This window comes from Rubrivivax gelatinosus (genome assembly GCF_016583785.1).
GTDB classification, from domain to species: Bacteria; Pseudomonadota; Gammaproteobacteria; order Burkholderiales; family Burkholderiaceae_C; genus Rubrivivax; species Rubrivivax gelatinosus_B.
This window is the reverse complement of sequence record NZ_NRRU01000116.1, coordinates 1-14,434: the sequence shown is the minus strand read 5'-3', so window position 1 is coordinate 14,434 and position 14,434 is coordinate 1. Positions and strand designations below refer to the sequence as shown.

Here is a 14,434-nt window from a genome sequence, read left to right as displayed (position 1 = left end):
GCGATCCCGCAGGGCTGCGGCCGGCCTTCAGCCGCGCCGCCCGCCGACGCGCGCGTCCGCGCTCACTCCATCGATTCGGAGTACGCCTTGGGCCACACCGGCGCCGGCCGGTCACAGCACTCCTGCCAGCCGCGACCACGCGGCGTGTGGCCGATGCCGGGGTTGAAGGTGTTCGTCGGGTCCAGCCGCCGGTAGTGCTCGGCCAGCGCCGGCTTGGCGACGTAGAGGTGGCCGACGTTGTGTTCCGCCGGGTACTCGGCGCGGCGCGCGTCCAGCAGCTCCCACATGCGGTGCTCCATCGCCACCGGGTCGACGCCCGGCTTGACGATGTAGTCCTGGTGGAAGACGTGGCAGAAGAAGTGGCCGTAATAGAGCTTGTGCACGACCTCGCGCTCGATCTCGTCGGGCAGTTGCTCGACCCAGTCGCGGTCATTGCGGCGCAGCGCGACGTCGAGCGCGACGATGTCGCCGACCTGGCCACGGTGCGCCTCGCGATAGCGGATCGCCGCGCCCGCGATCGCGAAGCGGTGCAGGAAGGCCTTGCGCCCTTCCTCGGCGTCGCATTCGAACCAGGCGCCGGTGGTGCTGGCCTCGAACTGGCGCTGCAGGAACTCGCGCGTCGCCTCGGCCTGGTCGTTGGAGACTCGGATCAGCAGGTGGTGCTCGTAGCGGTCACGCCACTGGCGCACACGTGCCGGCAGGTGGCTGGGCAGCAGGTTCATCAGCGCCTGGATCACGCGGTCGCTGAAGCCACGCAGGCCCAGACCTTCGAGGAAACCGTCGACGCGGCTCTTGAACGCGAACGCCTTGGGCACCCGCGCGGTGCCGAAGCGGTCGATCAGCAGGAAGGTGTCCTTGCCGTAACGCTCGCCGATGTCGAAAGCGGTGCGGTGGATGTACTCGCCGGCGATCGGCAGCCGCGGCAACGCGCTCAGCAGGTGGCGGCGCACGGCGGTCAGCTCGTCGGGCGTGTCGGTGCCCAGGTAGAAGACGGTGCTGGCTTCCTTCGGGAAGGTGTCCAGCCGCACGGCGAACAGGCACAGCTTGCCGGCCGAACCCGAAGCCTCGAACAGCCGCGACGGGTCGGCGTTGAAACGTGCCGGCGTGTCGGCGTCGACCGCACGCACGTGTTCGGCGTAGCGCGGGTCCGACGCGGCGCGGCCGCTGTCGTGGGCGATGTCGGCTTCGCCGTACTCGCCGCGCTCCAGCCGCGTCAGGATCTCTTCCGGCGTGTCGCCCAGCGCGATGCCCAGGTGGTTGACCAGTTCGACACTGCCGTCGTCGGTGACACGCGCGTACAGCGCCAGCTCGGTGTAGGCGGGGCCGCGGCGCACCAGCGCGCCGCCCGAGTTGTTGCAGATGCCGCCCAGCACCGACGCGCCGATGCACGAGGAGCCGATCACCGAATGCGGCTCGCGCCCCAGCGGCGCCAACTGGCGCTCCAGCTGGTCCAGCGTCGCGCCCGGCAGGCAGACGACCTGCTCGCCGCCAGCGATGACCTGCACGCCGGTGATGCGCAGCGTGTTGACGAGCACGATCTCGCGGTCGTAGCCGCTGCCGTCGGGTGTCGAGCCACCGGTCAGCCCGGTGTTGGCGGCCTGCATGATGACGATGCGGCCGGCCGCCACCGCGGCCTGCAGCACGCGCCACAGCTCCAGCAGGCTGCCGGGCCGCACGACGGCCAGCACCGGGCCTTCGCCGGTGCGGTGGCCTTTGCGGAAGCGGCGCGTGGCCTGGTCGTCGGTGAGCACATGGGCGCCACCGACGACGGCGCGCAGCTGCTCCAGCAGAGCGTCGCGAGAGCTCATGCGTCGCGCACCAGCAGGTCGGGGCCGATGTCGGCGACACGCGCGACGCTGGTCAGCGTCATCGCCACGCGCATCTCCTTTTCCATCAGCGCCAGCAGGTGGCGCACGCCGGCTTCACCGGCGGCGGCCAGGGCGTAGATGTAGGCGCGGCCGATCATCGTCGCGTCGGCACCCAGCGCCAGCATGCGCACCACGTCCAGGCCGTTGCGCACGCCCGAGTCGGCGACGATCTTGATCTGTCCCTTCACCGCGTCGGCGATCGCCGGCAGCGCACGCGCCGACGACAGCACGCCGTCGAGCTGCCGCCCGCCGTGGTTGGAGACGATGATGCCGTCGGCGCCGAAACGCACCGCGTCCTTGGCGTCCTCGGGGTCGAGGATGCCTTTGATCAGCATCGGCCCGCGCCAGAACTCGCGGATCCACTCCAGGTCCTTCCACGAGATCGACGGGTCGAAGTTGGCGCCCAGGTAGCCCATGTAGTCCTGCAGCCCGACCTGCTGACCGCGATAGGTGGAGATGTTGCCCAGGTCGTGCGGGCGTCCGTTCAGGCCCACGTCCCAGGCCCAGCGCGGGTGCGTCAGGCCCTGCCAGTAGCGGCGCAGCGGCGCGTTCGGGCCGCTCATGCCCGAGTGCATGTCGCGGTAGCGCGCGCCCGGCACCGGCATGTCGACCGTGAACACCAGCGCCGAGCAGCCGGCGGCCTGGGCGCGTTCGAGCGCGTTGCGCATGAAGCCGCGGTCCTTCAGCACATAGAGCTGGAACCACATCGGCCGCTTGATCTTCGGCGCCACCTCCTCGATCGCGCAGACCGAGACGCTGGACATCGTGAACGGCACGCCCTGGGCCTCGGCGGCACGCGCCGCCTGCACCTCGCCGCGGCGCGCGTACATGCCGGTGAGGCCGACCGGGGCCAGCGTCACGGGGATGGAGAGCTTCTCGCCGAAGAGCTCGATGGACGTGTCCAGCTGGCTCATGTCCTTGAGCACACGCTGGCGCAGCGCGACCTCGGCCAGGTCGTCGACGTTGCGGCGCAGCGTGCGCTCGGCGTAGGCGCCGCCGTCGATGTAGTGGAACAGGAAGGGCGGCAACCGCCGGCGGGCGGCCTCGCGGTAGTCGGCGGTGGAGGAGATGATCATCGGCGGGATCAGTTGGATCGGGAGTTGTCGGGGGGCCGCGGCGGCGTTTCCAGCGACAGCAGCGAGGGCACGGCGTCGGCCGGCAGGCGCTGCAGGCGTTCGCGCCGGGCGTGGTCCTCGGCTTCGCGGCGGATCGTCTGGTGCACGTGTTCGAGGTGCTGGACCATGCCGTCGCGGGCGCGTGCGGCGTCGCCGTCGACGATGGCCTGCATCACCGCCTGGTGCTCGGCGCTCAGCCGGCGCAGCGTCTCGGGCGCGCTGAAGCGGAACATGTCCTCGCGGTTGCGTGTCACCGTCGACAGCACCACGGTGAACAGGCTGTGCATCAGCTGGCGCAGCACCAGGTTGTGCGAGGCCTCGGCGATCGCGAGGTGGAACTGGGCGTCCGAACGCGCCGCCAGCTCGGCGTGGCCGCTCTGCTGGTGCTCGATCATCACGTCGAAGGCGCGGCGGATGCGGTCCTTGTCCTCGGCGGTGGCGCGCTGCGCGGCCAGCGCCGCGGTGGTGGTCTCGAGCGCGTGGCGGGTCTCGATGACGTCGAAGCGGTAGCCGGGGTCGGTGTCGAGCAGGCGCACCAGCGGCGCTACCGCGTCCTGCAGCCAGTCGGCCTGCACGGTCGACTGCAGGTAGGTGCCGTCGCCGCGGCGCGCCGTCAGCACGCCCTGGCTGACGAGCTTCTGGATCGCCTCGCGCACCGAGCTGCGGCCGACGCCGAGTTCGGCCGCCAGCTGGCGCTCGGCCGGCAGGCGCTGGCCGGGCTGCAGGCCGCTGGCCTGCACCCGCTCCAGCAGCTTTTCGACGACGTGATCGACCAGGCGCATCGTGATCTCCGGGGTTTCAGTGACCCGGGATCATCCACGGCAGCAGGTAGGCCTGCACCGTGGTCATCACACCGATGATCGCGGCGAAGGCCAGGCTGTGTTTGACGGTGAAGCGGAACAGGTCCGACTCGCGCCCGGCCAGGCCGACCGCGGCGCAGGCGATCGCGATCGACTGCGGCGAGATCATCTTGCCGGTGACGCCGCCGGTGGTGTTGGCCGCGACCGTCAGCACCTGCGGCAGGCCCAGCTGCTGCGCGGTGGTGGCCTGCAGCGCCGCGAACAAGGCGTTGGCCGAGGTGTCCGAGCCGGTCAGGAAGACGCCTATCCAGCCCAGGAAGGGCGAGAAGAAGGTGAAGGCCGAGCCGGTGTGCGCCAGCGCCAGCGCCAGCGTCGCCGACAGCCCCGAATAGTTGGCGACGAAGGCGAAGGCCAGCACCATGCCGATCGAATAGATCGGGATCGCCAGTTCCTTCAGCGTCTCGCCCAGCGTTGCCGCCGCCTTGGCCGGCGGCAGGCGCGAGAACAGGATGGTCAGCAGCGCCGCGAACAGGATCGCGGTGCCGGTGGCCGACAGCCAGTTGAAGCTGTAGACGGCGCCGTAGGGCGAGGCGGCGGTGACCACCGGCGGCATCTTCGCCACCAGCTTGTCCAGCAGCGGCACCGGCACGCTGATCACGGTGGAGGCCAGCGGCCCGCCGGCGGCGAACAAGGCCTTGAAGGGCTTGACGCTCCACACCGTCACCATCGCGGTGAGGATGATGAACGGCGACCAGGCCATCACGATCTTGCCCAGCGTCAGCGCCGGGGCGGCGGCGACCATCGGCGCGATCTTGGCGGCTCCGCTGGTCGACTTCGCCGCCGGCTTGGCAGCCGCTTCGTCGTGCTCGAAGCGGAAGATGCGCTTGGGCTGCCACACCTTCAGGAAGGCGGTGAGCGCCACCATCGACACGATGGCCGAGGTGATGTCGGGCAACTCCGGGCCGACGAAGTTGGCGGTGAGGAACTGCACCACCGCGAACGAGCCGCCGCCCACCAGCACCGCGGGCCAGGTTTCCTTGATGCCGCGCCAGCCGTCCATGATGGCCATCAGCCAGAACAGCACGATCATCGTCATGAAGGGCAGCTGGCGGCCGGCCATCTGGCCGATCGCGAAGGCGTCGACGCCCGAGACCTGGCCGGCGACGATGATCGGGATGCCCATCGCACCGAAGGCCACCGGCGCGGTGTTGGCGATCAGGCACAGCCCGGCGGCGTACAGCGGCTTGAAGCCCAGGCCCACCAGCAGCGCCGCGGTGATGGCCACCGGCGCGCCGAAGCCGGCCGCCCCTTCGAGGAAGGCGCCGAAGCAGAAGCCCACCAGGATCAGCTGCAGCCGCTGGTCGGGCGTGACCGACAGGATGGACGAGCGGATGACGTCGAAGTGCCCCGTCTTCACCGAGATCTTGTAGAGGAACACCGCGGCCACGATGATCCAGGCGATCGGCCACAGCCCGTAGAAGAAGCCGTAGACGCCCGAGGCCAGCGCCGCCGACAGCGGCATGCGGTAGAAGAGCAGCGCCACCCCGAGCGCCAGCGCCACGGTGATCGTGCCGGCCTGGTAACCCTTCAAGCGCAGCTTCGTCAGCGCGATGAAGAAGAAGACGATCGGGATCAGCGCGATGAGTGCCGACAGCCAGACGTTGCCGGCGGGGTCGTAGTTCTGTTGCCAGATGGGTTGCATGGCCGTGTGACGTGCGGTCCGGGGGACCCAGGGTGACGAAATGGGCCGCGGACGGCCCGGCGCGGTTTCAGTCGCCGCTGGAACCCCCGCCGCTTGCGCGGGCGAGGCCACCAGGAGGTTCGCAGCACGGGTCTTGCGACCGTCACGCCGGCTGGCTCTGCATGGCTGACTTCAACGCTTCGCGGCCGTCGGGTGGATCGTTGTCTTTTCATATTGGTCGGACCAATACGAACGAGCAGCTGCGAAGTGGGCGAATTCTGAGGATTTATTCGCCCATGTGGTTCAGGGTAAACCTGGATCAGCTTGGGAAACTTCGCTATAGCGCTCGGCAGCACAAAAAAGTCGAACGACTTTGGTCCGACCAATTGCCGACAACCAGAAGCACATCCGATCAGAAGCGATCTGTCGTCGTCACGGCAGGACTGGGGTCCAGTGGTCTGCACCAACCGGCAGCGAGGATGGCGTTCAGCCTTGTTCAGCTGGGCAGCCGAGCACCGACGCCACGCCTGAGCGTCCGTTCAGGCAGCACCGAGGCGACGGATGAAGTGCGTGTCGCCATCCTGCTCGTGAGTCTTGGCGAACCCGTGCTTCGTATAGAAGGCAATGGCCGAGGCCCACGACGAGGTCGTTTCGAGTACGACTTCCTGCACTCCCCTTGCGCGGGCATGGTCCAGCAGCAACATCAGGATCTGGCCGGCAACCCCGTGGCGACGGCTGTCGATCGCGGTCGACATGCGGACAATTTCAGCCCGGCGCGCGCTGATGGGATGCAGCGTGCCGGTGCCCACGACGACACCAGCTGATTTGGCGACCAGCGTCAGCGAGTCGGCGTAGTAGCTCTGGAACAACTCGATGTCGGGGTTGTAGCGGGACTCATACGCGCCCCATCGCTCCGACAACCCGGCGATGAGAAACTGCTTCACGGCGGGCACGTCGCGCGGATTCAATGGGGTGACGATGACCGACATGACTCGACATTAAAGGTCAGCATTCATTTATCTGATACCGACAGCAGGAAGCCAGGCTCGGACTTTCAATAACTTGTGTCGCCTGTGTCGCCTGTGCGCCCCACACTCTATTCTCCGTTCCGATCCAGCGCTGCGGCAAGCGCCTTTACGGTCCACGAAGACCGGAGCCATCACGCGTGGATTTCACCGAACTTCTCTGCAGAGTGGCTAGGACTCGCCTCCGTGGCAGACGGCTTCAATGTTGTGGCCATCTGGATCGATAACGAATGCCGCGTAGTAGCTCGCGTTGTACTGGTGCCGGATTCCTGGTGGACCATTGTCAATGGCACCCGCTTCCAGAGCGGCGCGATAGAACGCGTCGACCTGGCTTCGAGTCGCCGCCACGAAGGCGATGTGAAGGCGCGCCGGCTTCTCTGTCGCTTGGAATAGGCAGAGCGACGCCTGTCCACCGGGGACATAGAGCTCGACTCCATACGACGGCGCTCCTTCCGCGCCTGCGACGACTCCCAGCGGGGCCAATACCCTGAGGTAGAACGCCTTGCTCACTTCGTAGTTGGTGACACCGAACTTCACGTGGTCAAACATGTGAGTACTTGATATGCAGAGTGCGCGCGCAACGTCGGTGGGTATGCGCAGTCTGACGATCTTTCAAATATACCTCGATAAATCCCCAACAAGACGAAATCGGGGGTCGACATTTGCAGGACCACCGGTCGGAGATCCTGGAGCAATCCGATAGGCCGAATTCCCGACTCAGGCATGGATCCGGGCTTCATTGTGGCTTTGCCACAGCCTCAACGTTCAAGCTGCTATGCCTGCAACCATGACGGCGCCGGTCGCCAAATAAATGATGCCGACCGCACCTGAAGCGGCGAATTGATGGCTGCCGTAGTGGGACAACTTGACCGGCAGCTAATCATCACCTCGTGTGGCTCGAATGCGATCAACCACCGCAATCGCGACCTTCACGTCCGCGCCACTATGTTCTCGATAGCGCTTGATTGCCTCAATCCGACGGCTCGGGTCTGCTGCGAGCGCCAGCACTTCATCCGAAGGAATGTCCGAAAGTGGCGGCAAAAGCCCCAGGTCGCGACGCGTTTGAGTGAGCAACTCGAGTGTCGCCTGAACATTCTTGCTGATCCTGCAGACATCAAGCCAGATCAGCAGAAGCACAAAGAGCGCAACGTGGCTTACAAGACTGTCCATTTCCCTTCCTCCTGCTTGACGCTTCGACCACCAAGAGCAATCGCCATATTCCTGCGATTCGAGCCGCCACTACGCCCCGTCGAACGACGAGTGAGAGCGCACGGCGGCTCGGACAACTTGGTCACCTGCCGTACTTGAACGGTCCATCAGATAGCGCGCGCCATAAAGCAAACTCCAGCCCATTCATCCATCCGACACAACAAGCACACCCAGACAACGCCGGCATGTACTTGGCGACCTCCTGCCGCGGAGACGAGAGGTCATTCAGCAGTTGTGCGCAAGAAGTGATTGCCACTGCCTCAATGACTCTGGTGCGCCCTCCGTCCACGGCCAAACTCCCCCAGTTGTTGGATAGATAATTTGAACCACAGCAAACTCTCGACCTCCATAGAATTCAATACTTTGGCCGAAGCAATCGCCATAGACCGATTCAGGAACTGCATCGATATAGATATCAAAGCCCTCAAGAAAGCCACTGCAATAGCAGCCCACCTAAAACCTCTAACCTTCGCGAACGCGCCTGTTGTACTCGTTAACGACGAAGTGAGCAATTGGCTGCTTGAGACCAACAACAACGACCTCAGGGGCACCAGTTTCCCGCTGGATGCCAATTGAGTAGGCAAAAGGAGGGAGTTCGCCTTCTGGGTCGAACACGTGCATCACACCGCATCCGTGCTTGGCGACGTCATCCCTAGTTTTCGTATCGCCTCCGCGCCCCATGGTTGCCCTTTAACGTTCGACGCAGGGGGCGGCCCACCTGTCGCGCCCGACCGCAGGGTCAGACTCCATTTAGGGCCTCGACTACTTCGATTGCCAAGGCACCATCTCCTTTGCCGGCGCCTCTGTTGCGCACCGATGCGCCCTGCCTTTCGGTCATCTCCGAACACTCGTGAACATAGACGACTTTGTCAAGTGACACATCTAGCTCCAGTTCAAACTCAAAGAACCGACGGTCTTGAGTAGCGACCAAGCCCGCAAACCCAAATTCATAACCGAGCATGTAGCTCTCTGTTCGTGCTCGGACAATTGCTGAACTGGAAAGCTCAATACCGCGTTGCGCAAGAAAGACTTGAACACCAGCAGGAACGCCACGTTCGCGGAAATGCTTGGCGGTAGCGAGCATGACCTCGAAAGTGGCCTCATTCTGCTGTTGGACTTTCCGCCGCAGCGACATATGAAATCCAAAGAGGTTGCAGCAATAGTCGAATAACTTCAACTCAAGAAGCAATCTGGGGGGGCCTCCGCCCCTTGCCGGGCCACCGATCGGATCCCTTGGAGCGGACAGTTTCAGCCGGGCGCGCGCCGACGGGATACAGCACGCCGATGCCGACGACCTCGCCAGCTGATTTGGCGACCAGCGAGAGTGACTCAGCGTAGTAGTTCTGGAACGATTCGATGGCGGGGTTGTAGCGGCGCTCATACGCGCCCGATCGCTCGGACAGGCCGGCGATGAGAATCTGCTTGACGGCGGAAACATCCGGCTGTGTCAATGGCGCAACGATGGTCGACATGGTTCGAATGCTTGGAGGTCAATGCTCGAATCACCCGGGAGCCGGCGGCAGGCCGGAGCGCAGAAACCGCAGTTTGTCCGGAACCACATCGCTTTTCACTGCTCGCCGAATTCTCTCGGAAGACACAACGGGGCACCTTTGGTCCTGACATTTCGAGTTAATTTGGAGGAACTGCCAAGCGAGCGCCTCAAGAGTGAAGGCCACGACACCAGCCTCGGTGCTGCCAGCCGCGTTGCCGACCAGAGCATCACGACAGCAACCGAATAGGTAATACTTGCACGACGTGAAATATATAGCCTAGCAAACGGGTTGACTCCGGCCAAGCCACCTCAGCCATATACGACAACCAAGGCGAATCCACCGAAAGCCCAGATCGCCAGAATTGCGTACATGGCGAGCCGCATGCTGCCTTGCTGCTCCAGCCATCGGCGAGCCGGGTTGGACTCAGGCAGCCATCGCGTCGCGGCCACCTTCAGCGAGTAGGCGATCGGGAGGACCGCCAAGATCAAGATCAGCTTGAGAAACAATGATTGCGTCATGTATGCGACTTCCGCCAGTTCAAGAACGGCGCGCCGTTCGGATCCTGGGTCGGCCTGGCGCCGAGCCAAAATCCAGCGGTGGCAAGACCAAGCTCGGGCGCATCACGCGGCACGGCGACACCTACTTGCGAACGCTGCTCATCCAGGGCACCAAGTCCGCCGTCATGACGACGCACAAACGTGACGACCGCAACTCGCGATGGATGGTGCAGCTCACCACGCGCGTGGGCCGGCAGAAGGCTGTCGTGGCCATGGCCGACAAGAACGCCCGCATCCTCTGAGCGGTGCTCGCCAAGAGCCAGCGCTTCGACCCCGACCACGTCAGCAGCAAACCCGGCGGCGCGGTCGCCGCAGCCTGCTGTCAGGGCCGGTCCCGAACTCACCGACTTCCTCCAGGCGTGCGGCAGAAGATGCATCACACAGGTCAAACTGGCGGCGGGCAAGCTCGACTAATCCCATGTCGCGCCACAGGCGACGACGAAGAGCGAATGGAGCCCCGCCGAGCGGTTCGTATCTGGGCCCGCACGGCCAAGCCGTGCAACAAGGCCGTCTGTAGATGTGCAGTCTGCTCTCTGTGCCGACGCAGCCTCGTGGTGCATGCCTCAGCAGGAAGACGATTTACCGGAGCCATTGCGTGTTGACTCGATGGAAAATGCCAGTAGATGGGTTAGGCCGCATCAGCAGCCTGCGAGCGCGAACGTGTGCTTGATAGCAACTTGTTCAGGTAGCTCGGCCTTCAGGAGCTTGGCCCTGGCCCATGGAGCGTCGCATTCAACACCCACGACAAAATCTACAAGTACAAAGTGTCCGGTGACGCGCACATGGTTGACGCGCCGTTGCAGCAACTTGGCTACCTTCTCGGCACCTGCGGCCTCGTTCAGGGCCTCTAATCCGTTCGTGACGGTGACGGACCTCACGCGGTAGCTTTTGATGTACGGCGGCTCGCGGAGTACGAAGTGAGGGAGTAGAGAGGAGGACTCTTGGTCTGGGACGAACAGAAAGTCTGGTTCCTTGTAATTTCGATTCGTGGCGCCCTCTGGCCAAACTCCCATAAACGTACCGCCGACGCGGACTTGGCCGCTGAACTTCGCGAAGAGATCGTTCTCCGTGTTGACATTGACCAGCATGAGGCCCGATTTCTTCGGTTGAATCAGAGTCAAGCGCTCGCCGGCTGCATGGGCAAGCAGCGATGCGCCAAAGAGTGCCACGAGGACAACTGCGCTGCGCATATGCGGCCTAACGAAGCTGTAGAAAAACCCCGCCGCGGCGGCAGCCGGCCTGACCGGCGCGGCATGTCACACCAGCGTTGTGGATCCGTTCTTTCATGCACCTCCCTCGGCGTCCGGGTTTGCGCCAGCCTATCGGCGCGGCACAGCGCTTGCAAGTTCTCCCGTCATCTTCCCGACCGTCATCGCGATGGCCCGTTACCGCCCCGTCGACAACCAGCCGCGTTTCCTGCCGGTTGTGCTGGCCGAGCAGTTGCTGCCCGGTTCCTTCGAGTTCGCGCTCAATCATCTGGTCGACTCCGGCGCGGTGCCGCTGGACGCGTTCGACGCCTTCTATCGCAACGACGAGACCGGAGCGCCCGCCGTCTCGCCGGCCGTGCTGCTCAAGGTCGTGTTGCTGGGTTATTCCCGCGACCTGGTCTCCAGCCGCGCCATCGCCTCGGCCTGTGAGCGCCACGTCACCTTCATCGCGCTGTGCGGCACCGACGCGCCGCACTTCACGACCATCGCGCGCTTCGTTTCGCGCGTGGCCGAGCCCGTTGCCGAGGTCTTCCAGCGCGTGCTGCTGGTCTGCGACGCGCAGGGGCTGATCGGCCGTCAGATGTTCGCCATCGACGGCGTCAAGCTGCCCAGCAACGCGAGCAAGCGCCACAGCGGCACGCGCTCGGAACTGGCCGAGCGCGCGGCCAAGATGCTGGACGCAGCGCAGGCGATGCTGCGCCGTCACCAGGCGGCAGACGGCGCCCCGGAGCCGACGCTGCCCGTGCGCGAGCAGCGCCACATCGAGAAGCTGGCGCACGAGGCCCAGCGCATCACGCGCTTCCTGGCCGAGCACCGCCACGACAAGACCGGCGCCAGAGGCGCCGTGCGCAAGAGCAACGTCACCGACAACGACTCGGCCAAGATTCCACCGACAAGGGCGTCATCCAGGGCTACTGCGGCGTGGCAACGGTAGACGCCGAGCACCAGGTCATCGTCGACGCCCAGGCCCACGGTACGGGCTCGGAGCAGGCGCTGCTGCTGCCGGCAGTGCGCGCGGCGCAGGCGCACATGAGCGAGGACACCGTCATCACTGCCGACGCGGGCTACCACTCGGAGAGCAACCTGAAGGCGCTGGCCGAGATGGGCGTCAACGCCGTCATCGCCGACAACCAGCGCCGCCAGCGCGACCCGCGGCTGGCCGGCCAGGGCAAGCACCGCATGGGCACCGACCCGCTGCACGACAAGACCCGCAAGCCGAGCAAGACCGTGCTCTTCGGGCCCGAGGACTTCCGGCACGATGCGCTGCGCCGCTGCTGCACCTGTCCGGCCGGGCACACGGCGCAAGGCGGCCACGAGGCGCAGCAGCGCGGTTATGTCTCGCTGCGCTACCGCTTCCAGGCCGCGCAGTGCGGATCCTACGTACTGCGCGGGCAGTGTCTGAGAAAGCCCGAGACGACGGCAGCGCGGCAGGTAGCGTTCTTCCAGGCCAACACCGGCAGCGCGCACCCGTACACCCAGCGCATGCGCGCGCTCATCGCCAGCGAGGCCGGGCGCGAGCTGTACGACCGGCGCATGGGCACGGTGGAGCCGGTCTTCGCCAACCTGCGCCACAACAAGAGGCTGCGGCGCTTCACGCTGCGCGGGCAGAAGAAGGTCGACGGTCAGTTCAAGCTCTTCTGCCTGGTGCACAACATCGAGAAGTTGGCCAAGGCGGGGTACGGGACGGGGTGACGGCGCGGGGCGAGGCCCTTTTCGGGGCTTGCAGGCGGCATCTGCCGCGATAACCGGCCTGCCGAGCCGATTTCGGCCGCTCGATCGCGAAAACAGTACCGCCCAGTAAAACGGCGCCCGAAGTGGGCGCCGTGTCGTGTTCGAGGCTGCAAAACAGGGTTTTGCTACAACCTCAACTATTGAGCTAACCGGACCGTTGCGGTATGTGGCTAAAGGCCCAGAATGAAATGGCGGGCCTTTGGCCGCATGCCGCAATGGGTCCGGTTGAGCGAATGGTTAGGCCGCACTTGGTGCAGTGCATCGCAGTGTGCCGTCTGCAAGTGAGATATCGCGAAGGTAGACCGGAGTGTCGCCGAACTCTGTCGGCTTCGGCGCTGCTTGGACAAGGTATTGCGGGTAACGGTCAAACGGACAGTTGGTGCACTCACGGGCGGAGAGCAAAGTCAGCCGCGTTCCAGGTTTTAGATAGATCAAGAATGTGACTTCGGGGCCTGTGAATCCTGGATTCCAGATCGTGATGCCATCCGTCTTCTTGTTGCTTTCGAGTTTGTGTGTGTAGCCATGGGCGCGCAGAGGCGTTAGAACCTCGTAGACCTTACCAACATGGGTGTTGTAAGGAGCCTCTTTCGAGACGTCGCGGTGCGTTGCAAGGCATCCACCGACCAATATTGCAGCGATGGAGATGGACGCTGTTCGTAGACGGAAGCAATGCATGGCATACGAAAATGGTGACATTTCGCTTTGGTGCTGGAATGGCACGAGCGGTTGGAATGTGCGGCCTAATGTGAAAGTGAGCGGACGCCGAAGGCGGTCAGCTCGAATGACAGGTTAAACATCGATTTCATCTGATTGACGCGGCAATGGATCGAACCTCAGCAACTCGACGATCGTTGAGCTCAATTCTGCACAAAAGCCTTCTATCGTTTGCGCCGTTTCCTCCGGCAGCAAGCGTAGCCTGGAGTTCGCACTGCGCTGATCGCGCACGAAGAAACTCTGCATGCGCCTGCTTTTGAGCAGCAAGGGCGGTTCGTTTGTAGCTTTCATTCTCTTGCCAGTTGCAGACCACCTGCCGTAGATCGCGCTCGGCCTCCTCAAGCCGCCAATCAGACTTGGCCGCTTCAGCGATGAGGCAGCTGCGGGCGTCGGCATGGCCAAGCAGACCCAGGCAAGTCGTCTCGGCTTTAGCACTACGTTGAGCTACCGCCAACATCGGCAAAGAGAGAGCGGCTGCGATGATCGCGTTGCGCATTCCGAAGATGTTTAACGTTTGACGTGAGGGGCCGCCGTAGCGGCGAAGCCGCGAAGGGAACCCACAAGCGCAGCTTGTGGGCGGTCCCTCTCGACGGAATGGTTAGGGCGTTTTTGCATACGACTACGGTTGAGTTTGTACCGCAATAACAGTGAACTCACCACCCCCGAGCTCAATTGATTTTCGCCATACATGTTTGATGTTCTCAACAGACGCGAAATCACTGTAATACGCTTTAGACGCCAACTCTTTGTAGAGAGAAGGCGTAAGTGCGGGAATAGAACCAGCGGGGATATTTGAGCACCAGGATGAAATGAACCCATTGAAGTTACTGTGGCTTCCCTGCGTAACGCGGCTGGCGCCTTTATACGTGACGATGTATGTGTAGAGAGGCATAACCGACTAAGCCCTAACGTTTGAATTCAGCGGACCAGCCAGCGCAGCTGGCGCAGGCCCGCTGCAATGATTAGTTGGGCATCATTGCTCGGCCTCAGTGACTTCGCGCCCACGCTCCCAAGGAACGATAGTTTCGGGCCG

The 14,434-nt window shown here is 64.1% G+C and carries 14 protein-coding genes and 2 pseudogenes; 3 read left to right on the top strand and 13 right to left on the bottom strand.

The annotated features are described in order from the left end of the window. Positions 1 to 62 precede the first annotated feature (62 nt). The 11 genes and pseudogenes from dld to CKO43_RS21945 all read right to left on the bottom strand — a co-directional run bounded on the left by dld (position 63) and on the right by CKO43_RS21945 (position 9,709). Positions 63 to 1,808, bottom strand: coding sequence for a D-lactate dehydrogenase (dld, locus tag CKO43_RS22000; protein WP_200379971.1), 1,746 nt, complete (start codon positions 1,806 to 1,808; stop codon positions 63 to 65). Then, complete coding sequence (lldD, locus tag CKO43_RS21995) at positions 1,805 to 2,944, bottom strand: FMN-dependent L-lactate dehydrogenase LldD (RefSeq protein WP_200232057.1); 1,140 nt, start codon at positions 2,942 to 2,944, stop codon at positions 1,805 to 1,807. The genes dld and lldD overlap by 4 nt, the downstream gene beginning before the upstream one ends. An 8-nt stretch (positions 2,945 to 2,952) precedes the next feature. Next, complete coding sequence (gene lldR, locus CKO43_RS21990; RefSeq protein ID WP_200232056.1) at positions 2,953 to 3,765, bottom strand: transcriptional regulator LldR; 813 nt, start codon at positions 3,763 to 3,765, stop codon at positions 2,953 to 2,955. A 16-nt stretch (positions 3,766 to 3,781) separates the two neighbouring features. Continuing rightward, positions 3,782 to 5,485 (bottom strand): L-lactate permease, encoded by a 1,704-nt coding sequence (gene lldP, locus CKO43_RS21985; RefSeq protein WP_200232055.1) that lies wholly within the window; start codon positions 5,483 to 5,485, stop codon positions 3,782 to 3,784. 518 nt (positions 5,486 to 6,003) lie between these two features. After that, entirely contained in the window at positions 6,004 to 6,453 is a 450-nt protein-coding gene (locus CKO43_RS21980) for a GNAT family N-acetyltransferase (protein ID WP_200232054.1), read from the bottom strand. Between the two features lie 207 nt (positions 6,454 to 6,660). Next, a complete protein-coding gene (locus tag CKO43_RS21975) occupies positions 6,661 to 7,038 on the bottom strand; it encodes a VOC family protein (RefSeq protein WP_200232053.1) in 378 nt (125 codons plus the stop codon). A 327-nt stretch (positions 7,039 to 7,365) separates the two neighbouring features. After that, entirely contained in the window at positions 7,366 to 7,659 is a 294-nt protein-coding gene (locus CKO43_RS21970; protein WP_200379970.1) for a hypothetical protein, read from the bottom strand. Between the two features lie 264 nt (positions 7,660 to 7,923). Next, positions 7,924 to 8,319: pseudogene (locus tag CKO43_RS26465) on the bottom strand (DUF4262 domain-containing protein). A 118-nt stretch (positions 8,320 to 8,437) separates the two neighbouring features. Then, the gene (locus CKO43_RS21955) at positions 8,438 to 8,875 is read right to left on the bottom strand and encodes a hypothetical protein (protein WP_200379967.1); all 438 of its coding nucleotides are present in this window, start codon (positions 8,873 to 8,875) and stop codon (positions 8,438 to 8,440) included. 1 nt (position 8,876) lies between these two features. Then, positions 8,877 to 9,170, bottom strand: a complete 294-nt coding sequence (locus CKO43_RS21950; RefSeq protein WP_200379966.1) for a hypothetical protein — start codon at positions 9,168 to 9,170, stop codon at positions 8,877 to 8,879. A gap of 329 nt (positions 9,171 to 9,499) precedes the next feature. Further along, positions 9,500 to 9,709 (bottom strand): hypothetical protein, encoded by a 210-nt coding sequence (locus tag CKO43_RS21945; protein WP_200379965.1) that lies wholly within the window; start codon positions 9,707 to 9,709, stop codon positions 9,500 to 9,502. Between the two features lie 42 nt (positions 9,710 to 9,751). On the opposite strand from CKO43_RS21945, the pseudogene CKO43_RS26460 reads away from it, so the two are divergent. Beyond that, positions 9,752 to 9,859: pseudogene (locus CKO43_RS26460) on the top strand (transposase); the annotation flags it as partial. 527 nt (positions 9,860 to 10,386) lie between these two features. Here the strand turns inward: CKO43_RS26460 and CKO43_RS21935 are convergent. Further along, positions 10,387 to 10,917, bottom strand: a complete 531-nt coding sequence (locus tag CKO43_RS21935; RefSeq protein ID WP_200379964.1) for a hypothetical protein — start codon at positions 10,915 to 10,917, stop codon at positions 10,387 to 10,389. A gap of 208 nt (positions 10,918 to 11,125) precedes the next feature. Between CKO43_RS21935 and CKO43_RS26365 the strand changes: the two genes are divergently transcribed. Both CKO43_RS26365 and CKO43_RS21930 read left to right on the top strand, forming a co-directional pair. Next, positions 11,126 to 11,890 (top strand): transposase, encoded by a 765-nt coding sequence (locus tag CKO43_RS26365; RefSeq protein WP_346728365.1) that lies wholly within the window; start codon positions 11,126 to 11,128, stop codon positions 11,888 to 11,890. Further along, positions 11,860 to 12,648 (top strand): transposase, encoded by a 789-nt coding sequence (locus CKO43_RS21930; RefSeq protein WP_346728366.1) that lies wholly within the window; start codon positions 11,860 to 11,862, stop codon positions 12,646 to 12,648. The genes CKO43_RS26365 and CKO43_RS21930 overlap by 31 nt, the downstream gene beginning before the upstream one ends. A gap of 841 nt (positions 12,649 to 13,489) precedes the next feature. Here CKO43_RS21930 and CKO43_RS21925 read toward each other — a convergent pair. Next, positions 13,490 to 13,897, bottom strand: coding sequence for a lysozyme inhibitor LprI family protein (locus tag CKO43_RS21925; RefSeq protein ID WP_200379963.1), 408 nt, complete (start codon positions 13,895 to 13,897; stop codon positions 13,490 to 13,492). Positions 13,898 to 14,434 lie beyond the last annotated feature (537 nt).